This is a genomic window from Allobosea lupini, from assembly GCF_900109525.1.
GTDB lineage: Bacteria > Pseudomonadota > Alphaproteobacteria > Rhizobiales > Beijerinckiaceae > Allobosea > Allobosea lupini.
The window spans coordinates 488,662-508,649 of record NZ_FOAN01000002.1; the positions used below are offsets into that span (position 1 = coordinate 488,662).

General features: G+C 66.3%; 20 protein-coding genes. 11 read left to right on the top strand and 9 right to left on the bottom strand.

Features of this window, described 5'->3' with window-relative positions; genetic code table 11:
* Positions 1-37 precede the first annotated feature (37 nt).
* Positions 38-655 carry a LysE family translocator gene (locus tag BMZ21_RS07850; RefSeq protein ID WP_091831572.1) on the top strand — a complete coding sequence of 206 codons (618 nt, stop codon included), beginning with the start codon at positions 38-40 and terminating at the stop codon, positions 653-655.
* Positions 656-659: 4 nt separating this feature from the next.
* On the opposite strand, the gene BMZ21_RS07855 is transcribed toward BMZ21_RS07850, so the two are convergent.
* Both BMZ21_RS07855 and BMZ21_RS07860 read right to left on the bottom strand, forming a co-directional pair.
* Complete coding sequence (locus tag BMZ21_RS07855; protein ID WP_091831574.1) at positions 660-1,355, bottom strand: SDR family oxidoreductase; 696 nt, start codon at positions 1,353-1,355, stop codon at positions 660-662.
* Positions 1,356-1,388: 33 nt separating this feature from the next.
* Positions 1,389-4,988: a hydantoinase B/oxoprolinase family protein gene (locus BMZ21_RS07860; RefSeq protein ID WP_091831576.1), complete on the bottom strand. Its 3,600-nt coding sequence runs from the start codon at positions 4,986-4,988 to the stop codon at positions 1,389-1,391.
* A gap of 234 nt (positions 4,989-5,222) precedes the next feature.
* On the opposite strand from BMZ21_RS07860, the gene BMZ21_RS07865 reads away from it, so the two are divergent.
* The 4 genes from BMZ21_RS07865 to BMZ21_RS07880 all read left to right on the top strand — a co-directional run bounded on the left by BMZ21_RS07865 (position 5,223) and on the right by BMZ21_RS07880 (position 8,823).
* On the top strand, positions 5,223-5,771 hold the full coding sequence (locus tag BMZ21_RS07865) for a TRAP transporter small permease (RefSeq protein WP_091831578.1): 549 nt from the start codon (positions 5,223-5,225) through the stop codon (positions 5,769-5,771).
* A gap of 3 nt (positions 5,772-5,774) precedes the next feature.
* Positions 5,775-7,082, top strand: coding sequence for a TRAP transporter large permease (locus tag BMZ21_RS07870; protein WP_091831580.1), 1,308 nt, complete (start codon positions 5,775-5,777; stop codon positions 7,080-7,082).
* 35 nt (positions 7,083-7,117) lie between these two features.
* Entirely contained in the window at positions 7,118-8,113 is a 996-nt protein-coding gene (locus BMZ21_RS07875; RefSeq protein ID WP_091831582.1) for a TRAP transporter substrate-binding protein, read from the top strand.
* A gap of 191 nt (positions 8,114-8,304) precedes the next feature.
* A complete protein-coding gene (locus tag BMZ21_RS07880) occupies positions 8,305-8,823 on the top strand; it encodes a winged helix DNA-binding protein (protein WP_091831584.1) in 519 nt (172 codons plus the stop codon).
* Between the two features lie 15 nt (positions 8,824-8,838).
* On the opposite strand, the gene BMZ21_RS07885 is transcribed toward BMZ21_RS07880, so the two are convergent.
* The gene (locus BMZ21_RS07885; RefSeq protein ID WP_091831586.1) at positions 8,839-10,512 is read right to left on the bottom strand and encodes an acyl-CoA dehydrogenase family protein; all 1,674 of its coding nucleotides are present in this window, start codon (positions 10,510-10,512) and stop codon (positions 8,839-8,841) included.
* Between the two features lie 232 nt (positions 10,513-10,744).
* Here BMZ21_RS07885 and BMZ21_RS07890 point away from each other — a divergent pair, with 232 nt between their 5' ends.
* Together BMZ21_RS07890 and BMZ21_RS07895 are read left to right on the top strand one after the other, a co-directional pair.
* On the top strand, positions 10,745-12,013 hold the full coding sequence (locus tag BMZ21_RS07890; RefSeq protein WP_091831588.1) for a cell wall hydrolase: 1,269 nt from the start codon (positions 10,745-10,747) through the stop codon (positions 12,011-12,013).
* A gap of 477 nt (positions 12,014-12,490) precedes the next feature.
* Positions 12,491-12,682 carry a hypothetical protein gene (locus BMZ21_RS07895; RefSeq protein ID WP_091831591.1) on the top strand — a complete coding sequence of 64 codons (192 nt, stop codon included), beginning with the start codon at positions 12,491-12,493 and terminating at the stop codon, positions 12,680-12,682.
* Positions 12,683-12,759: 77 nt separating this feature from the next.
* Here BMZ21_RS07895 and BMZ21_RS07900 read toward each other — a convergent pair whose 3' ends face one another.
* Positions 12,760-13,041 carry a hypothetical protein gene (locus tag BMZ21_RS07900; RefSeq protein ID WP_091831593.1) on the bottom strand — a complete coding sequence of 94 codons (282 nt, stop codon included), beginning with the start codon at positions 13,039-13,041 and terminating at the stop codon, positions 12,760-12,762.
* Between the two features lie 435 nt (positions 13,042-13,476).
* Here BMZ21_RS07900 and BMZ21_RS07905 point away from each other — a divergent pair, with 435 nt between their 5' ends.
* From BMZ21_RS07905 to BMZ21_RS07920, 4 genes are all read left to right on the top strand, one after another.
* Positions 13,477-13,683, top strand: a complete 207-nt coding sequence (locus BMZ21_RS07905; RefSeq protein WP_091831595.1) for a CsbD family protein — start codon at positions 13,477-13,479, stop codon at positions 13,681-13,683.
* A 240-nt stretch (positions 13,684-13,923) separates the two neighbouring features.
* On the top strand, positions 13,924-14,946 hold the full coding sequence (locus tag BMZ21_RS30970) for a sensor histidine kinase (protein WP_091831597.1): 1,023 nt from the start codon (positions 13,924-13,926) through the stop codon (positions 14,944-14,946).
* A gap of 87 nt (positions 14,947-15,033) precedes the next feature.
* Positions 15,034-15,336, top strand: coding sequence for a hypothetical protein (locus BMZ21_RS07915; protein ID WP_244543742.1), 303 nt, complete (start codon positions 15,034-15,036; stop codon positions 15,334-15,336).
* Between the two features lie 250 nt (positions 15,337-15,586).
* On the top strand, positions 15,587-16,207 hold the full coding sequence (locus tag BMZ21_RS07920) for a hypothetical protein (RefSeq protein ID WP_091831599.1): 621 nt from the start codon (positions 15,587-15,589) through the stop codon (positions 16,205-16,207).
* A gap of 257 nt (positions 16,208-16,464) precedes the next feature.
* On the opposite strand, the gene BMZ21_RS07925 is transcribed toward BMZ21_RS07920, so the two are convergent.
* The 5 genes from BMZ21_RS07925 to BMZ21_RS07945 all read right to left on the bottom strand — a co-directional run bounded on the left by BMZ21_RS07925 (position 16,465) and on the right by BMZ21_RS07945 (position 19,956).
* Complete coding sequence (locus BMZ21_RS07925) at positions 16,465-16,734, bottom strand: hypothetical protein (protein ID WP_091831601.1); 270 nt, start codon at positions 16,732-16,734, stop codon at positions 16,465-16,467.
* 7 nt (positions 16,735-16,741) lie between these two features.
* Entirely contained in the window at positions 16,742-17,011 is a 270-nt protein-coding gene (infA, locus tag BMZ21_RS07930) for a translation initiation factor IF-1 (RefSeq protein WP_057187732.1), read from the bottom strand.
* Positions 17,012-17,084: 73 nt separating this feature from the next.
* Positions 17,085-18,581: a DEAD/DEAH box helicase gene (locus BMZ21_RS07935; RefSeq protein ID WP_091831604.1), complete on the bottom strand. Its 1,497-nt coding sequence runs from the start codon at positions 18,579-18,581 to the stop codon at positions 17,085-17,087.
* Between the two features lie 198 nt (positions 18,582-18,779).
* Entirely contained in the window at positions 18,780-18,989 is a 210-nt protein-coding gene (locus BMZ21_RS07940; protein ID WP_091831606.1) for a cold-shock protein, read from the bottom strand.
* Positions 18,990-19,215: 226 nt separating this feature from the next.
* Positions 19,216-19,956 carry an HAD family hydrolase gene (locus BMZ21_RS07945; protein WP_244543743.1) on the bottom strand — a complete coding sequence of 247 codons (741 nt, stop codon included), beginning with the start codon at positions 19,954-19,956 and terminating at the stop codon, positions 19,216-19,218.
* Positions 19,957-19,988: the final 32 nt, after the last annotated feature.

A 19,988-nucleotide genomic window follows, 5' to 3' on the forward strand; every position in this document is an offset into this window, starting at 1 on the left:
CGCCGCCTGCGAGGCGGCCGCCGTCGGAGGCTATTCCATGTCACTCGAACTCTTCGCCGCCTATCTCGTCGCCTGCTTCGTCATCGTGATCGTTCCCGGCCCGACGGTGACGCTGATCATCGCCAACAGCCTGAGGCATGGTAGCCGCGCCGGGCTTCTCAACATGGCAGGAACGCAGGCCGGGCGCGTGATCATGATCGCGATCGTCGGCATCGGGCTGAGCTCGGTGATCGCGGCGATGGGCCACTGGTTCGATTGGGTCAGGCTCGCCGGCGCCGCCTATCTGATCTGGCTGGGCTGGAAGATGTATCGCAGCGCCGGCGAGATCACCGAGGGCGCGATCGAGGCGCGCCCGCCGCGCGGCGGCTTCTTCCTGCAGGGACTGCTGGTGGCGCTGAGCAATCCGAAGACGCTGGTCTTCTTCGGCGCCTTCTTCCCGCAGTTCCTCGACCCGGCCCGCGACTATGCCACCCAGATCGCAATCATGGGCGCGACCGCCATGCTCTTCGCCGCGGTCAGCGACAGCGCCTATGCGATCCTCTCCGGCCGGGCCGGCCGCTTCCTGTCGCAGCGGCGCGTCCAGCTGATGTCGAAGGTCAGCGGTGGCTTCCTGATCGGCGGCGGGCTCTGGCTCGCCTCGACCCGCGGCAGCTGAACCCCTACCAGGGGATTTCGTCGCCCTTCCAGTTCCGGAAGCTGTTGGTCTCGCGCATGCCGGAGGCGTCGATCGTAGCGATCAACCCGGCGGCGCTCTCAGCCGGCGGGATGTCGGCGCCGCCTCCGCCCATGTCGGTGCGGACCCAGCCGGGATGGAAGAGCAGCACCGCGACCTCGCTGCCGCGCACCGCATTGCCGAAACCGACCATCACCATGTTCACCGCCGCCTTCGAGGAGCGATAGGCGATCGCGCCGGAGGGATTGCTGCCGATCGAGCCCATGCGGCTGCTTATCGTGACGATCTTGCGACCGGTGCCCGCCTCGACATTGGGCAGGAAGGCCTGCGCCACCCGCAAGGGGGCGTAGACATTGACCTCGAAGACCTCGCGCCAGGCGTTGAAATCCATGTCGAGCGCCGACTGCCGGTCGCGCGGGCCGTAGACACCGGCATTGTTGACCAGCACGTCGATCGGGCGGCCATCGAGCGCCTGCTTGGCTGCGGCGACGCTCTTGTCGGAGGTGACGTCGAGTTCGAGCGGAGTCAGCGTCCCGGCCTGCCCGCCGGCGACCTCCGCCAAAGCCCCGCCCCAGGGATCGCGCGCCGCGGCGACGACGTGGTCGCCCCGTCGCAGCAATTCCATCGTCAACGCCAGGCCGATGCCGCGATTGGCACCGGTGATCATCCAGGTCTGGGGCATGGTCGTCTCCGTCTTGAAGACCAGACCTAAGCCTCAGCCCTTGCGCTTTCCATAGCCGCCGGCCGTCGGCGTGATCACGGTGACAGCCTCGCCGGCCTGCAGCAGCGTCTGGTCCGATGGCTTCAGCTCTTCGATCTCACCCGAAAGCCGCCGGACCAGCGTCCTGCCGAGCTCGCCGGGCTCGCCGCCCTTCATGCCGAAAGGCCTGACCTTGCGATGCGAGGCGAGGATGGCGCAGTCCATCGTCTTGAGGAACCGGATGGTGCGGCTGGTGCCGTCGCCGGCATTCCATTCGCCCTTGCCGCCCGAGCCGGCGCGGATGTGAAAGTCCTCCAGCACGACCGGGAAGCGCGTCTCCAGGATCTCCGGATCGGTCAGGCGCGAATTGGTCATGTGGACGTGGACGCCCGAGGTGCCGTTGAAGCCCGGCCCGGCCGGCGAGCCCGAGCAGATCGTCTCGTAATACTGGTACTGGTCGTTGCCGAAGGTCAGGTTGTTCATCGTGCCCTGCGAGGACGACATCGCCTCCAGCGCGCCGAACAGCGTGTTGGTCACGGCTTGGCTGACCTCGACATTGCCGGCGACGACGGCGGCTGGATAACGCGGCGCCAGCATCGAGCCCTCCGGCACGATCACCTTGATCGGGCGCAGGCAGCCGGCATTCATCGGGATCGCGTCGTCGACCATGACGCGGAAGACATAGAGCACGGCGGCGCGGGTGACGGGCGCCGGCGCGTTGAAATTGTCCTCGCGCTGCGGCGAAGTGCCGGTGAAGTCGACGGTCGCCTCGCGCTTCTCGCGATCGATGGTGATCTTCACCTTGATCGCGCAGCCCTGGTCCATCGGATAGGTGAACTCGGAGTCATGCAGGCGGGTCAAAAGGCGCGCGACGCTCTCGGCGGCGTTGTCCTGGACGTGGCCCATATAGGCTTGGACGACGTCGAGGCCGAAGGAGCGGATCATCTTGCGCAGTTCCGCCACGCCCTTCTCGTTGGCGGCGATCTGCGCCTTCAGATCGTTGACGTTCTGGACGACATTGCGGACGGGATAGCGCGCGCCGGTCAGGAGCTTGACCAGCCCCTCCTCGCAGAAGCGGCCCTGATCGACGATCTTGAAGTTGTCGATATAGACGCCCTCTTCCTCGATATTGGTCGCCAGCGGTGACATCGAGCCCGGCGCAGTGCCGCCGACATCGGCGTGGTGGCCGCGGCTCGCGACCCAGAACAGGATCTGCTTGTCCTCGTTGTCGAAGACCGGCGTGCAGACCGTGATGTCGGGCAGGTGCGTGCCGCCGTTGTAGGGCGCGTTCAGGCAGTAGACGTCGCCCGGGCGGATCACCGGATTGTTCGAGATCACCGTCTCGACCGAGCGGTCCATCGAACCGAGATGCACCGGCATGTGCGGCGCGTTGGCGACCAGCGCACCGGTCTGGTCGAAGACAGCGCAGGAGAAGTCGAGCCGCTCCTTGATGTTCACGGAATAGGCGGTGTTCTGCAGCGTCACGCCCATCTGCTCGGCGATCGACATGAACAGGTTATTGAAGATCTCGAGCATGACCGGGTCGGCCTTGGTGCCGATCGCAGCGTTCTGAACCAGCGCCTTGCTGCGGGTCAGGACGAGATGGTCCTTGGCGGTCAGCTTTGCAGTCCAGCCATCCTCGACCACGACGGTCTGGTTCGCCTCGATCACGATCGCCGGGCCGGCAATGCCCTGGCCGCGGGCCATCGCCTCGCGCCGGACGATCGCCGCCTCGTGCCACTGCCCCCTGGAGAAGAAGCGGGTGCGCTCGGCGACCTCCGGATCGCCGGCGCTCTCGGCTGCCGCAGCCTCCTCGAAACGGGCGCCGCCGCCGACGGCCTCGACCTCGACGGCCTCGACGACCAGCGCCTTGGTCTCGTCCATGAAGCCGAAGCGGGCCTTGTGCGCCGCCTGGAAGGCGTCCTGCATTTCGGCGCGGCTGCCGAAGGGTGTCGCGATCGCGGTGTCGGTGCCGGCGTAGCGGATATGGGCGCGGACATGGATGGCAATGTCGCCATCCGGCACGCCCTGTCCTGCAACCTCGCCCTTGGCCTCGGCGCCAAGCCTGTCGGCGAGCACGCCGATCGCGGCCTTGGCCTCGGCATCGAGGGGCACGTCGAGCGCCGCGGTGCGCGTAGCGCGGATCTCGGCCAGTCCCATGCCATAGGCCGAGAGCAATCCGGAGAACGGGTGCAGCAGCACCGTCTTGATGCCGAGCGCATCGGCGACGAGGCAGGCATGCTGGCCGCCGGCGCCGCCGAAGGAATTCAGCGCATAGCGGGTGATGTCGTAGCCGCGCTGGACCGAGATCTTCTTGATCGCCTCGGCCATGTTGGCGACGGCGATCTGGACGAAGCCGTCTGCGACCTCCTCGGGCGACCGACCATCGCCAACCTCAGCGGCGAGCGCGGCGAACTTCTCGCGCACCGTCGCGACATCGAGCGGCTGGTCCTGGCCGGGGCCGAAGATCGCCGGGAAATAGGACGGGATCAGCTTGCCGACCATCACGTTGGCGTCGGTCACGGCGAGCGGGCCGCCGCGGCGATAGGCGGCCGGGCCGGGATTGGCGCCGGCGGAATCTGGGCCGACGCGAAAGCGCGAGCCGTCATAATGCAGAATGGACCCGCCACCTGCAGCGACGGTATGGATCAGCATCATCGGCGCGCGCATGCGCACGCCGGCGACCTCGGTCTCGAAGGCGCGCTCGTATTCGCCGTCGAAATGGGCGACGTCGGTCGAGGTGCCGCCCATGTCGAAGCCGATGACCTTGTCGAAGCCGGCCGAGCGGCCGGTCTCGGCGAGGCCGACGACGCCGCCGGCCGGGCCGGAGAGGATCGCGTCCTTGCCCTGGAACAGGTCGGCGGCGGTGAGGCCGCCCGAGGACATCATGAACATCAGCCGCGCACCGGTGCGGGCGATGTCGAGTTCCTCGGAGACCTGCGCGACATAGCGGGCGAGGATCGGCGAGAGATAGGCGTCGACCACGGCGGTGTCGCCGCGCCCGACCAGCTTGATCAGGGGCGAGACCTCATGGCTGACCGAGACCTGTGGGAAGCCGATCTCGCGGGCGACCCTGGCGGCGAGCTCTTCATGCGCGGGGTAGCGATAGCCATGCATGAAGGCGATGGCGACAGCGCGGAAACCGGCATCGAACTCAGCCTGCAAGGCGGCGCGGATCGCGGCCTCGTCTGCGGCCTTCTCGACCGTACCATCGGCGAGGACGCGCTCCTCGATCTCGACCACTGCGTCGTAGAGCTGCTCCGGCTTGATGATCTCCTTGGCGAAGATGTCGGGCCGGGCCTGGTAGCCGATGCGCAGTGCGTCGCGGAAACCCTTGGTGGTGACGAGCAAGGTACGGTCGCCCTTGCGCTCCAGCAGCGCATTGGTCGCGACCGTCGTGCCCATGCGGACCTCGCCGACCGTGCCGGCAGGGATCGGCTCGCCTTGCTTCAGGCCGAGATGATCGCGGATGCCCTGGACGGCGGCGTCGCGATAGGCTCCGGGATTCTCGGAGAGCAGCTTGCGGGCATGCAATTTGCCTGCGGGATCACGGCCGATCACGTCGGTGAAGGTGCCGCCACGGTCGATCCAGAAGTCCCAACGGCCGTTCGTCATCTGATCCCCCGATTATTGGCCAACAAGGCTCTTTGACGTTTCATCGATAAATCGTCGATGAAACGTTGACAAGCTCATTTCGCCGATTAGGATCGACGATCAGCGATCGGGACATGGCTGAGGGGCCGGGCCGATCTTAGGGGAGGCTTTCATGACGGGACCAGTCCTGGCAACCGCCGCTTTGCGCATGGCCGAGCGGCCCGGCGCGGCGACGCATCGTCTCGGCGCGCGCGCATGATCCGCCGCTTCCTCGATGGACTCTACCTCTTCGCCGGCTACGCCGCCGGCCTCTTCCTGATCGCGATCCTCGTCCTGATGATGGGCCTGTCGATCGGCCGCGAGGTCGGCTTCAACATCCCGGCCGGCGACGATTTCGCCTCCTGGTGCATGGCGGCGATGGCCTTCCTCGGCCTCGCCCACACCTTCAAATCCGGCGAGATGATCCGGGTCGGCCTGCTGATCGACCGCTTCCAGGGCCGCACGCGTTGGGTGTTCGAGGTGTTCTCGCTGGTGCTCGGCCTCGGCTTCGCCGGCTTCTTCGCCTGGCATGCCGTGGTGATGACCTGGCAATCCTACGAGTTCAACGATATCGCCGGCGGTGTGGTCGCCATGCCGATGTGGATTCCGCAGCTCGGCTATTCCGGTGGCCTCGTCATCCTGTTCATCGCCATGCTCGACGAGTTCGTCCATGTCGTGCTGCGCGGCCAGCCGCCGCGCTACGAGAAGCCGCCGCCGCAATCCGACGAGGAGATCGTCGAGCGCGCCATGGCGAGCGGAGTCTGACCGATGGCGATGATCGAAATCTCCGCATTGCTGCTCGTCCTGCTAGCAGTCCTTCTCGCAGGCGGCGTCTGGATCGCCATCTCGCTGATGGCCTGCGGCTGGGTCGCGATGCAGTTCGTCGCCGGCGGCATCCCGGCCGGCTCCGTGCTCGCCACGACCATCTGGGGCAACAGCGCCTCCTGGACACTGGCTGCCCTACCGCTCTTCATCTGGATGGGCGAAATCCTCTACCGCACGCGGCTGTCGGAAGAGATGTTTCGCGGCCTCGCCCCTTGGCTGAACTGGCTGCCGGGCCGGCTCATGCACGTCAACGTGCTGGCCTGCGGCATCTTCGGCTCGGTCTCCGGCTCCTCGGCGGCGACCTGCGCCACCGTCGCCAAGATCGCGCTGCCGGAGCTGAAGCGGCGCGGCTACAATGAGAAGCTCGCGCTCGGCTCGCTTGCCGGCGCCGGCACGCTCGGCATCCTGATTCCGCCCTCGATCACCATGGTGGTCTATGCGGTGGCGGCCAACGTCTCGATCATCCAGGTCTTTCTCGCCGGCTTCCTGCCCGGCCTGCTCGTGATGGCGCTCTATTCCGGCTACATCGCGGTCTGGCACCTGCTCCACCCCGAGCAGGCGCCGCCGGCCGAGCCGAAGATGAGCCTGCGCGAGAAGCTCAGGGAATCGGCCAACCTCATCCCCTGCATGCTGCTGATCGCGCTGGTCTTCCTGTCGCTACTGCTCGGCTGGGCGACGGCGACGGAATGCGCGGCCTGGGGCGTGCTCGGCTCCTTCGGCATCGCCTGGTGGTCTGGATCGCTCACCAAGGAAGCCTTCTGGGCGAGCGTGATGGGCACGACGCGGATCACCTGCATGATCATGCTGATCCTCGCCGGCGCCTCGTTCATGTCGACCTCGATGGCCTATACCGGCATCCCGGCCGCGCTCGCCGCCTGGGTCGATAGCCTGCACCTGTCGCCCTATGCGCTGATCGCGGCGCTGACTGTGATGTACATCCTGCTCGGCGCTGCGCTCGACGGCATCTCGATGATCGTGCTGACCACCGCGATCGTGATCCCGATGATCAAGGCCGCCGGCTTCGACCTCGTCTGGTTCGGCATCTTTCTGGTGCTGATCGTCGAGATGGCCGAGGTCTCGCCGCCGGTCGGCTTCAACCTGTTCGTGCTCCAGACCATGTCGGGCAAGGATTCGAACACGGTGGCGCTCGCCGCCCTGCCTTTCTTCTTTCTGCTCGTCGCGGCCGTCGCCATCATCACGGTCTTCCCGCAGATCGTGATGGTCTTGCCCGAACTCGCTTTTCCGAAATGATGCGCAACCACCACCAAGAGGGAACGGAGAACACCATGAAGCGTAGCGATTTCATCAAGGGCCTGCTCGTCGCCGGCGTCGCCGCCGGAACGCTCGCCTTCGCCGCTCCGACGGCCTTCGCCCAGGCGAAGTGGAACCTGCCGGCGGCCTATCCGTCCGACAATCCGCACAGCGAGAACCTCGCCACCTTCGCCAAGGACGTCGAAGCGGCGACCGGCGGAAAGCTCTCGATCACCGTCCACGCCAACGCTTCACTGTTCAAGGCGCCGGAGATCAAGCGCGCCGTCCAGACCGGCCAGGCCCAGATGGGCGAGGTGCTGATCTCGCTGCATGAGAACGAGGACCCAGTCTTCGGCATCGACGTCGTGCCCTTCCTCGCCACCTCCTTCGCCGAGTCGAAGAAGCTCTATGCGGCCTCGAAGGCGGCGGTCGAGAAGAAGCTCGACAGCCAGGGGATCAAGCTCCTGTTCATGGTCCCCTGGGCGCCGCAGGGCGTCTACGCCAAGAAGGAGATCAACACGATCGAGGACATGAAGGGCCTGAAGTGGCGGGCCTATAATGTCGGCACGACCCGCCTCGGCGAATTGCTCGGCATGCAGGCGGTCACCATCCAGGCGGCGGAGCTGCCGCAGGCGCTGGCGACCGGCGTGGTCAACTCCTTCATGTCGTCGGGCGGCACCGGCTACGACTCGAAGGCCTGGGAGACGCTGACGCATTTCTACGACGTCCAGGCCTGGATCCCGAAGAACGCCACCTTCGTCAACAAGGCCGCCTTCGCCGGCCTCGACAAGGCGACGCAGGACGCGATCCTCAAGGCCTCGGCTGATGCCGAAGCCCGCGGCTGGAAGATGTGGGAAGAGAAGACCAACTGGTATCTCGACCAGCTCAAGGCCAAGGGCATGAAGGTGCAGGCCCCGTCGCCGGCGCTCAAGGACGGCTTCAAGAAGGCCGGCGAGACGCTGACCGCCGACTGGCTGAAGAAGGCCGGCGCCGACGGCCAGGCGATCGTGGACGCCTATAAGAAGATGTGAGGCGCGATGCTTTCCTTCTCCCCTCGGGGGAGAAGGTGGCAGCGCGAAGCGCTGACGGATGAGGGAAGGATAGGCTCGACCTGTCCGACTCTCACCCAGTCGTACTGCCCTCATCCCCCTGCCGGGACCTTCTCCCCCGAGGGGAGAAGGGAGCCCCCCCGCGGACCGCGCCTCTTTCGGCTAGAGACAGCATGCTCCCTTCCGACGACCTCGGCCCGATCGTCTCTTCCGGCCATCTCGCCTCCGGCGCGATGCCGGCGCTGTCGGAGTTCGAGTTCGCGCTGACGATGACGGTGCACGCCTTCCAGCGCTGGATGCTGCGCTGCATGACCGCCGCCGGCATTCCCGAGCTGACGCCGATGGACGTGCTCGTCCTGCACAACGTCAACCATCGCGGCAAGGCCAAGCGCCTCGCCGACATCTGCCTCGTCCTCAACATCGAGGACACGCATCTGGTGAACTATTCGCTGAAGAAGCTCGAGCGCCTGAAGCTTCTGAAGAGCGGCCGCAAGGGCAAGGAAAAGACCGTCGCGATCACCCCCGCGGGCGAGGACGCCTGTAAGCGCTACGCCCAGATCCGCGAGCAATTGCTGGTGAAATCGGTGCTGGCGACCGGCGTGGATCCGGCCCGCCTGTCCGAGATCGCCGCCGCGATGCGCTCGCTGTCGGGCCAGTACGACCAGGCGGCGCGAGCGGCGGCCAGCCTCTAGGCCAAAGGCCTCACCTCACCCCTCCACCAGCCGCCGCGCGATCACCTGCGCCTGGATCTCGGCCGCGCCCTCGAAGATGTTGAGGATGCGGGCGTCGCAGAGCACGCGGCTGATCGGATATTCCAGCGCAAAGCCGTTGCCGCCATGGATCTGCAGGGCGTTGTCGGCCGCCGCCCAGGCGACGCGGGCGCCCAGGAGCTTGGCCATGCCGGCTTCCAAATCGCAGCGCCGGTCGGCGTCCTTCTCGCGGGCGGCGAAATAGGTGAGCTGGCGGGCGATGACGAGCTCGGCCGCCATCATGGCGAGCTTGTCGGCGACGCGCGGGAAGGCGATCAGCGGCTTGCCGAACTGGATGCGCTCCTGGGCATAGCGCAGGCCGAGATCGAAGGCAGATTGCGCGACGCCGAGCGCCCGCGCCGCGGTCTGGATGCGGGCGGCCTCGAAGGTCTGCATCAGTTGCTTGAAGCCCTGCCCTTCGACGCCGCCGAGCAGGTTCTCCCCCTTCACCTCGAAGCCGTCGAAGGCGAGCTCGTATTCCTTCATGCCGCGATAGCCGAGCACCTCGATCTCGCCGCCGGTCAGGCCCGCGACCGGGAACGGCTCGGCATCCGTGCCGCGCGGCTTCTCGGCGATCAGCATGGAGAGGCCGCGATAGCCCGGCGCATCCGGATCGGTGCGGACCAGCAGTGTCATGATGTCGGCGCGAACCGGGTGGGTGATCCAGGTCTTGTTGCCGTAGACCTTCCAGGTGTCACCGTCCTTCACCGCCTTGGTGCGCAGCGATGCGAGGTCGGATCCGGTATTGGGCTCGGTGAAGACGGCGGTCGGCAGGATTTCGCCCGAGGCGATCTTCGGCAGCCAATAGGCCTTCTGCTCGTCGGTGCCGCCGTTCAGGATCAGTTCGGCGGCGATCTCGGAGCGGGTGCCGAGCGAACCGACGCCGATATAGCCGCGCGAGAGCTCCTCGGAGACGACACACATCGAGACCTTCGACAGGCCCATGCCGCCGAACTCCTCGGGGATGGTCAGGCCGAAGACGCCGAGCTCGGCCATCTGCTCGACTACCGGCAGCGGGATGTACTCGTTCTGAAGATGCCATTCATGGGCATGCGGCGTCACCTGCTGCTCGCAGAAGCGGCGCATCTCCGAGCGGATCGCTTCCAGCGTCTCGTCGAGGCCGGGATCGCCGACGCTGGCGAGGCCCTGGCTCTGGCTGAACAGGGCAACGAAGCGGGCGCGGTTCTCGGGCGTGTTGCCCTCGGCGATCAATTGCTCCGCCGCGTCCGAGCAAGCGGCGGCGACGGCCTTGGCCGTCAGGCCTAGCGCCGGTAGGCGGACGATCTCGCCCTGGCTCATCGGGATGCCGCCGAAGATCTGGGCGGCATACTCGCCTGCGCCGATCCGGATGGCGTAGTCCTCGATCGCGCCGTAGCGATCCTCGGCCTGCAGGCGCTCGCCATAAGCCTTGAGCTCGCGCAGGCCCATCACATAGGTGGCGAGCCAGGAGAGGCCGTGCGCAGCGTGCTGCTCCTGCTCAAGCCTCGCCGAGGAAATCCGGCCGTCGACCAGCACCTTCTGCCTGACGGCTGCGACCGCCTCCTCCAGCAAGGCCTCGAAGCCCGGCAAGGCGGCAGCGATCAACGCGACGGCATTGGCTTCGGAATCGGCCTTGAGGGCGGTGGCATTCATGTCTCTCTCCCTTTGTTGCGGCGCAGCATAAGGGACAAATCCCCGATCGGGAAAGCCGTCTTTTGGCGGAGGGCTGCCGACGCGAGCGGACGGCCGTTAACCGCCTTTCAACCCTGACAAGGGATTATCCGACTGTCGCGAATTTGCATCATTGGGATTCGCGGTCGCTCATCTGTCGTCTTTGCGAAACGAGGGCCTGGGTCAGTTGCGTCTGCGTCGGCGATCGAAGCGAATGGGCTGGCAGAAGCTGCGCTGGGCGCTGGCGACCGTCGCTCCCTGGGCGCTCTCGGCAGGCATGCTGGTCTCCTTCACCGCTTCGGCCGGGCAGAAGCCCGATGTCCTCGGCCCGCCGGGCTCGCTGATCCCCCGCACCGCGCCGGGCGCGCTCTCCGACCTTGCGGAAGGCCCGTCGCTGCTCGTGGCCGCCAGCGCCTTTCGTATGCCAGAGCGCGCCTATGCCCGCCTGATCCAGCCGGCGCGACTTTCCTTCGAAACGCCCGAGCGGACCTTCGCGATCGACCCGCGCCAGCCGCGCGAGGACATGAAGCGCACGGCCAGCGCCTTCCCGCAGGTCGACCGCAGCAGCAAGGGCGACCCGATCGTGCCCTTACGTCCGACGCTGACCCGCAACGGCCCACCCGGCGAGCTCGAGCAGGTCGTCTTCGGCGACACCCAGCCCGGGCTGATCTCGGGCGGCTTTTCGCTCGAAGCGCAGGAAAGCCCGGAGGAGCCGCCGCTCGGCTTCGAACCCTTCCTGCGCGACGAGGGGATGACCGACCCGGCCCTGTCCGATTCCTCGCCGACGGCGGTTCCGAAGAGCATCGGCTCTCCGCGCCATGGCGAACTGAATCCGGAAAACCTCGACGGCTCGACGCCGTCCGTCTCCACGGCGCTCGGCCAGTCCTCCAGCACGCCCGCAGCCACCGGCGTCGCCGGAGCGGCCTCCGCCACGCCGATGCAGATGGCGCCCGTTGCCGCCGAGCCGAAATCGCGCAGTCGCATCGCCAAGTCGGAGCGCGGCACGACCATCGACCTGCGCACCGTCGACCCCAGCGAGAAGCAGATCTACACCAGCCTGATTGCGCCCGAGAACATGGCCAAGGAGCAGCGCTGCCTGGCCGAAGCCGTCTATTTCGAGGCGCGCTCGGAAGGCGAGCAGGGCCGCGCCGCAGTGGCGCAGGTCGTTCTCAACCGGGTCAAGAGCGGGCTCTACCCGAACACGGTCTGCGGCGCGGTCTACCAGAACGCCAGCCGCCATCTCGCCTGCCAGTTCACCTTCGCCTGCGAGGGCAAGGCGCTGCGCATCACCGAGCCCGGCCCCTGGCGCGACGCCGTCCGCATCGCCCGCGAGGTTTATGACGGCACGACCTATCTGGCTGAGGTTGGCGCCTCCACCCACTACCACGCCGACTATGTCCGGCCGTACTGGGCGCGGAAACTGAAGAAGATGGACACGATCGGCCGGCACGTCTTCTACAAGCTGCGGCCCGGGCAAACCTAGTCGACGCATTGCCCAACTGTCCGACACGGCAATCGTTGACTATCATCCCGAGTGCTCAAGCGCCCTCATTCATCTGATATCGACGATCTCCAAGCCGCAGGCGCGGGACCTATTCGCTTGAGCGACTGGCAGCCCCTTCGCCGCGTAGGACTTATAGTGATACGGTACTCTTCGGAGTTCCAGCCAGGAAACATGCTTAATATTCGCGGCCTGCCGTTTCTGACTCCTGCCATTAACGCTGCCAATAACATGGCGTAGCACTTTGCCGAACAAATAGTAAGGTGACGTCAAAGACGACGAACAGCTGCGTCACAGCAGATCGAGGCGTTTTTGATTTCGGCCTGTGCATCCAAAAGCCTGCTTGGACAGTAATCTGTCTCAAGCTGTTCGGGCTCGCGTGATCACTCCCGCGATCGAAGCGCTTTCGTCTCTGACGGCCGCAAGCTGCAGGGTGATCTGGTGTGTTGGAGCGCCGCCATGGACCACGACAGAGTTCGGCAGGCTCAGGCCCTGCGCGTCAAGGCGCTGATGTGCCGCCGCTGGGCCGATACGGCCCGGGACAGCGAAGGCGCAGCTCGCCTGGCCGCCATGGCGAGCGCCTATGAAGGGCAAGCGGACGCATTCGAACAGGAAGCCACGACGCCCGGCTGCAAACAGCGGGGACGATAGGCGCCGGCGACGCTCGTCAGTGAGGGAGAGTGGCGCCGTCGGTGCTTGCACTGGCGGGGCTCGATCACCCCGAGCGCCTATTCGCCATAGAGCGCCGAGTGCCGCGCCGCAGCGAGGCGATCGACGCTGTCCTTGGCGACGGCGTCGGGGTTGTAGAGCCAGCAGATCGACTCACCCTCGTTCATCATCCGGCCTTGAGCCAGCTCGGGGCCGGCATAACCGGCCTCGCGCAGGTCGCGCTTCAGCCGGCGGGCGTCCCATCTGATCGCGGCATAGCCGAAGGCGTCGTTGTCGAGGACGAAGCCATCCTCCTTGATCCGCAGGAGGGCGTTTGTGATGTCTTGCGCTGAGTACGTCATGGCCTGTTCTGGGCTGTGATGCTCCTCCCTAACCGGCAAGCTCTTGGCCGACCGATACGGATTTTGCTCGCATTTTAGCGGTTTGCCGATTTTTCGCTGCGGCGCTGCCCGTCAGCCTCGCCTATGCAGAAGGAGGCCTGCGCAGCCTGAAAGTCCGCACCTTCCTGGACTGGGTGGCGCCGCGCCTGCGCGCACGCCTGGCCGCTCGTGGCGGGGATCGCTCCTGGAGCATTTTCGGGCGAAGTGGGCACCGGTTCGCGTGATGAAAATGCGATAGAATCAGGACCTGGAAGATTTCCGCGATCCGAAGAATTGCGGAAATCTTCCAGGCGATCGCAGGCCCGGCATTTGCCGCTGACACGGCTTTTTGTGCCGAACCATTCCGCCGCCCGCGCGTTCCTTAAGCATACCCATCACGACCACGAGGAGAGTCCCATGGACTGGAACCGCGTCGAAGGAAACTGGAAGCAGCTCAAGGGCAAGGTCAAGGAGCAGTGGGGCAAGCTGACCGACGACGATCTCGATGTCATCGCCGGCAAGCGCGACCAGCTCGAGGGCAAGATCCAGGAACGCTACGGGATCGAGAAGGACAAGGTCCGGACCGATGTCGACGACTGGTATGGCCGCCAAACCTGGCAATGACCGGCATTGCGAACGGCTCGCTGTAAAGCGGGTTTGCGCAGACCCCGCAGGCTAGCGCCTGCGGGGTCTTCTTGTTGACGGGCACCCGGCGCTGGTTCGGCACGTCGAGGACTATTGGGCGGCGAGCATGAAGGCCGGCAGCCGAAGCAGCGCGGCCGCCGGCCGATCCTGTCAAATGACTTTGCATCCACGGCGTCTCTGCCTTAGTTCTGCGCGGAACGGCGGGCAGAGGCGTCTGGCATGGATCGGGATGCGTCGTCGGACGCTCAACTGCGACTTGCGGCCCGCGAGGCCGAACTTGCCCGCGTCCAGAAGATCGGACAGATCGGCGGCTTGACGGTCGACCTGCGCGGCGGCCGGTTCCGCAACACCCGCTCGCCCGAATATCTCGTCGTCCACGGCCTGCCGCCCGAGGCGGTTCACGAGACGCACGAGGCCTGGGTCCAGCGTATCCACCCCGATGACCGGGACCGCGTACTTGGCCATTTTCTCGAGACCGTTCGCGGTCACGCGACCGATTACGAGGTCGAGTACCGGATCATCAGGCCGAGCGATGGGCAGATTCGCTGGATCCTCGCCAAGGCGGAGATCGAACGGGATGCCGACGGCGCGGCATTGCTGCTCCAGGGCGCTCACATCGACGTCACGGCGCGCAAGCAGGCTGAGGAGCAATACGAACTCGTCGCCCGCGAACTCTCGCACCGGATCGCAAATATCTTCGCGGTGGTCAGCAGCCTCGTCCGGATGGCGGCTCGCTCCGAGCCAGAGAGTCGCGCTTTTGCCGCCAGGATCGAAGAGAGACTGGCGGCACTGCACCGGGCCCACGCCTTCGTCGGCCGCAGCAGGACCGATGCCGAGGGCGGCCTCATCGACCTGCTTTCCCGGCTGCTCGCGCCCTATCGGGAGGGGGCCGGCGAACGGGTCCAGATAGACGGCAAGGACGGCCCGATCGGCCCGCAAGCAGCGACCTGCATCGCCCTCATCGTCCATGAGTTGGCGACGAACGCGGTGAAGTACGGGGCGTTGTCATCGCAGACCGGGATGGTGACTGTCACGGTGGATCGCGACGAACGTGCTGGCCGAATTTGCTGGCGCGAAGCGGGCGGCCCGGCGATCGAGGCGCAGCCCAAGCGCAGTGGCTTTGGCTCGACCATGATCGAGCGCACCATCAGAGCTCATCGAGGGCTGGAGGTGCGATATGACTGGAACCCGGCGGGGCTGTGCGTAACGATCGACGCAAGCCTCGAGGCACTGGGGCGCTGACGTCGCTCAGCCCGCGTTCATCGAGTCGATCCTATCCTGCCGATGGTCAACTGTCCCAGCCCGGCCTGGGGAAGCCCGGAGAACGCCATGATGTTCAAGACCCTCGCCATCGCGGCCCTCGTCGGAGCGGCCATCTCGTCCGCGACCAGCGCGAACGCCCAGTATTACGATCCCTACCGGCCGCCGCCGCCGCGCTATGATTACGATCGGCCGCCGCCGCCCTATGGCTACGACCGCCCGCGCTACGGCTATGAGCGGCCCTATCGCCAGCGCTTCGGCGACACCTGCGTGACCTCACGCGGCTCCTGCGCGGCCCGGCCGGCTCCGGCCAATTCGTCCTGCAGCTGCTATATCGAAGGCTTCGGCATGAAGCGCGGTGCCATCGACTGACAACCGACCGCAAAGCTGCTTCCAGACAAGGCTGGCGGTGCTGGCCGGCGACTGCGCCGGCCAGCACCGAAACCCTTGAATACTGGGCAGCGTACCGGACGCGGCAGTCATGACGAGACCGCTTCCGTTCGGGCAGAATTAGTTAATTTTACCTTGTTTTGCAGTTAACCTTGTCTTCATGGATCGTCTCTGGCTTTCTCACCCCAACGACGCAGCGGCACCGTTGCGCAACGCAGGGTTGGGCTCAGCTATGACGTTCAGGCTTCTTTCGCTTTCGGCTCTCGCCACCACGGCGCTCATGGGCCTCGCCGCTCCGGCGCTCGCCGGCGGCTGCACCAGCTCCTCCTGCTACCGGGCGCCGGTCAGCACTTGCGGCAGCGGCTCCTGCTACAAGCTGGTTTCGACCCCACCGGTCTACGGCACCGTCGATGAAAGCTATGTCGTGCGTCCCGAGCGCACCTTCTCGCGGGTCATCCCGGCGCAGTACGACACCGTCACCGAGCAGGTCGTGATCCAGCCGGAACGCCGCGTCGCCCGCCATATCCCGGCCCAGTACCGGACCGTCTCAGAGAAGGTCCTGATCTCGCCGGCGACCAAGCGCTGGGAAGTCAGCCGCGACGCCTACGGCCAGACCACCGGCTGCTGGGTGCATGTCCCCGCGCAATACGGCTATCAGCAGCGCACGGTGGAAGTGTCTCCGGCCTCGGTCGACTACGACGTCATCCCGGCCGTCTATGGCCAGCGCAGCCGCCGCGTAATGGTCAGTGCGTCGCGGGTCGAGCACCAGACCGTGCCGGCCGAGTATGCGACGCGGCAGCGTCAGGTCCTTGTCAGCCCCGGCTCGCAGCATTGGGCCAAGGGCGGCTACTGAGTTTTCCAAGTTTTCTTCGTAGTACCTGTCACCACGTAAAAACACCTCACGCCCCGGCCTCGGCCGGGGCTTTTTTCTTGTTTGGCATCAACGCTGAAGAGGTGGGCGAGTCGCCCTCATCCGTCATAGTCGGGCTTGTGCCGACCATCCACGTCATCGCGTTCTCGATCGCATCCGGCGTTCAAGACATGGATGCTCGCCACAGGGGCGAGCATGACGCGAATGGATCAATGTCGAGATCGAAAGGTCGCCGACGCTCAGGCCAGCCCGCCGGTCAGCAGGATCAGCACGCCGATGCCGAGGGCGAAGGCCAGGATGCGGGCCGGCATGGAGAACAAGGTGCCGGGCGGCTGCTTTGTCATGAGGCCGGCGGCGACCTCGACCAAAGCGAGCGCCAGCAGCACATAGACGAAGGGCGGGAAGGTCCCCCCTCTGGCGATCCAGCCGGTATTGACCGCAAGCGAGGCGAGCGCGCCAAGGCCGATGCCGGCCGCGGCGAAGAATTGCTCGGGCCGGCTGAAACGCATCGTAACCTCAGCGCCGGCGGAAGTTCTGCGGCCGCGGCGGCATCGGGCCGGGGCTGGCGGTCTTCTGGCGGAAGTTGATCCGGCCACGATCGAGATCGTAAGGCGACATCTCGACGACCACGCGGTCGCCGGCGATGGTGCGGATGCGGTTCTTCTTCATCTTGCCGGCCGCATAGGCCAGGATGACGTGGTCATTGTCGAGCTTGACCCGGTAGTTGCCGTCCGGAAGCACCTCGACCACGGTGCCGTCGAATTCGAGCAGTTCTTCTTTCGCCATTCGCTGATCCTTCGTCTTGTCCTCGGCGCGGGGCCAGGCCAGCTAGGCCGGGCCCCAGCGGTTACGGCGCCTGTCAGTTCGGGCGCCGCCCGCCGCCGCCGGTGCGTCGTTGTCCCGTTCTTTGCTGCAAGAACGCGACGCCGCCAAGTCCTTCCTTGCCGGAAGCCGCGTCTTTTCGCCCGCCGCCCCCATCCTGGCGTTGGGCCGGACGCTCATGACGCTGCTGCTCCGGACGTGCCTGCTGCTGGCGCGGCTGGCTCGGACGGGACTGCTCGCGGCGCGGGTCCTGACGCTCGCCCTGCTCGGTGCGCTGGCCATTGCGGCCCTGCGCACCCCGGCCGTCGCGGCGCTGCCCCTGACCCGGCTGCTGTCCGTTCTGCGGGCGCCCCTGCCCGCGGCCACCACGGTTCTGCGGCGGCTTCTTCGGGGTGCGGCCATCCCAATGCGGCACGTCGCCGACCGGGGTGAGCGCGATCTTGGTCAGCTTCTCGATCGCGGCGAGATCGCCGCGCTCTTCCGGCGTGCAGAAGGCGATGGCGAGACCCGAGGCGCCGGCGCGCGCAGTGCGGCCGATGCGGTGGACATAGGTCTCGGGCACGTTCGGCAGGTCGAAATTGACGACATGGCTGATGCCGTCGACATCGATGCCGCGCGCCGCGATGTCGGTCGCGACCAGGATGCGAAGCTCGCCGTCGCGGAAGGCGCCCAGCGCCCGCTCGCGCTGGCCCTGGCTCTTGTTGCCATGGATCGCGGCGGACGCGATGCCGGCCTGCTCGAGCTGGCGCACGACCTTGTCGGCGCCGTGCTTGGTGCGGGTGAAGACGATGGCGCGTTCCATCTCCGGAACGCTCAGGGTCTTCGCCAGCAAGGCCGGCTTCTGGCCGGCTTCGGTGAAGATGACGCGCTGGTCGATCTTCTCGGCTGTGGTCGCGACGGGCGCGACCGCGACCTCGACCGGATCGGTCAGGTAGGCGGAGGCGATCTCGCGGATCGCCTTCGGCATGGTCGCCGAGAACAGCAGGGTCTGGCGCTGCTTCGGGATCAGCGTCGCAATCTTGCGCAGCGCGTGGATGAAGCCGAGGTCGAGCATCTGGTCGGCTTCGTCCAGCACCAGGAACTCGATCTCGCGCAGCGAGACCGCGCGCTGGTCGACGAGGTCGAGCAGGCGGCCAGGGGTCGCGACGAGGATGTCGACATGCTGGCCGAGCGCGCGGATCTGCTTGCCGACCGGCACGCCGCCGAAGATCACCGTCGACTTCAGCGAGGTGAACTGGGCGTAGGTGCGGATGCTGGCCTCGATCTGGGCGGCGAGCTCACGCGTCGGCGACAGGATCAGGGCGCGCACCGAACGCGGCTGCATGCGCCGCGGCTGGTTGAGCAGGCGGTGCAGCATCGGCAGGGAGAAAGCGGCGGTCTTGCCGGTGCCGGTCTGGGCGGCTCCGAGCAGGTCACGGCCATCGCGAATCGAAGGGATCGCCTGCGCCTGGATCGGCGTCGGCGTCTCATAACCTTCGGCGGCGAGCGCTTTGAGAAGCGGCTCGGCCAGGCCGAGGTCGGTAAATTTGGTCAAATCAGGTCTTTCTGAGCCGAACGAAATGGGGCGCACGTGGTGAACGGAAGCGCCTCGACATGCCGTCTCGGTCTACGCATGGTCTCTTTCCGCCCGGCGAACCGCTAGCCACTGCGCCGGAGGATGTCGTGTGTCGCGGGCCTTGAGGCTCGCGTCTTGAAAACGGGCGGACGCTGATGGCCCGCCCGATAGGTGTCTTCAGTTGGCGACGAGGTTGCCAGCCGAGGACTTGCCGGTCTTGCGATCGGCGATCAGCTCGTAGGAGACGACCTGGCCTTCGCGCAGCTCGCGCAGGCCGGCGCGCTCGACAGCGCTGATGTGGACGAAAATATCCGGGCCGCCGGCCTCAGGGGTGATGAAGCCGTAGCCCTTGGTGGCGTTGAACCACTTGACGGTGCCCTTGTTCATAGCGGGACTAATCCTTGCACTTCAGATCCGCGTATTCGTGGAACCCATGACCGGACGCGCGGACGCCTTGCCATGGTCTTGTATCGACGTGTGGTGGATCTGAAGTGGCCCGCCGGTCGGAATACCCGCGCGGAGGATTGGCCAGAACCGGCCGCATCTCGTCTTACATCGGTGGACCTAGCACAAATTGCAAGGTCGGTCCAGTTTGCAGGCCAAAGCCCCGCCCTCAGCCGATCTCGTGCACCAGATCGACCAGCCCGCCGAGATCGGACAGCTTGCGGAAACGGACCTCGCCTGCCGGCTCCTCGGCATGCTCCAGCGCCCAGGTCAGCTCATGCGGCACATGCGCGGCCCAGGCGCCGGCGGCGAGCGCCGGCACGATATCCGACTTCAGCGAGTTGCCGACCATCATCGACCGCACCGGCCCGTCGCCATGGCGGGCGAAGAGCTTCTCATAGGTCGCGGCGCTCTTGTCGCTGACGATTTCGACCGCGTCGAAGAAATCGCCGAGGCCGGACTGGGCCAGCTTGCGCTCCTGGTCGAAGAGATCGCCCTTGGTGATCAGTACCAGCCGGTAGCGGCCTGCGAGACTAGCGAGCGTCTCCTGCGCATGCGGCAAGGTCTCGACCGGATGGGCCAGCATCTCGCGGCCGGCGGCGAGAATTTCACCGATCACCGCCGGCGCAACCTGGCCGCGCGTGATCTCGAGCGCTGTCTCGATCATCGAGAGGGTAAAGCCCTTGATGCCGAAGCCGTAGAAGGCAAGGTTGCGCTTCTCGGCCTCGAGCAGCTTGCCGGAGATCTCAGCCGCTTCGCCATGCTCGCCGAGCAGCGCGACGAAGCGGTCTTCCGTCAGCCGGAAGAACTGCTCGTTCTGCCAGAGCGTGTCGTCGGCATCGAAGCCGATGGTGGTGAGGTTCACGGTCACGGCCACCTCGTCATGGTCGGGCTTGCCCCGACCATCCACGTCTTCCTTCGGGCAGCTTGGTGTTCAAGACG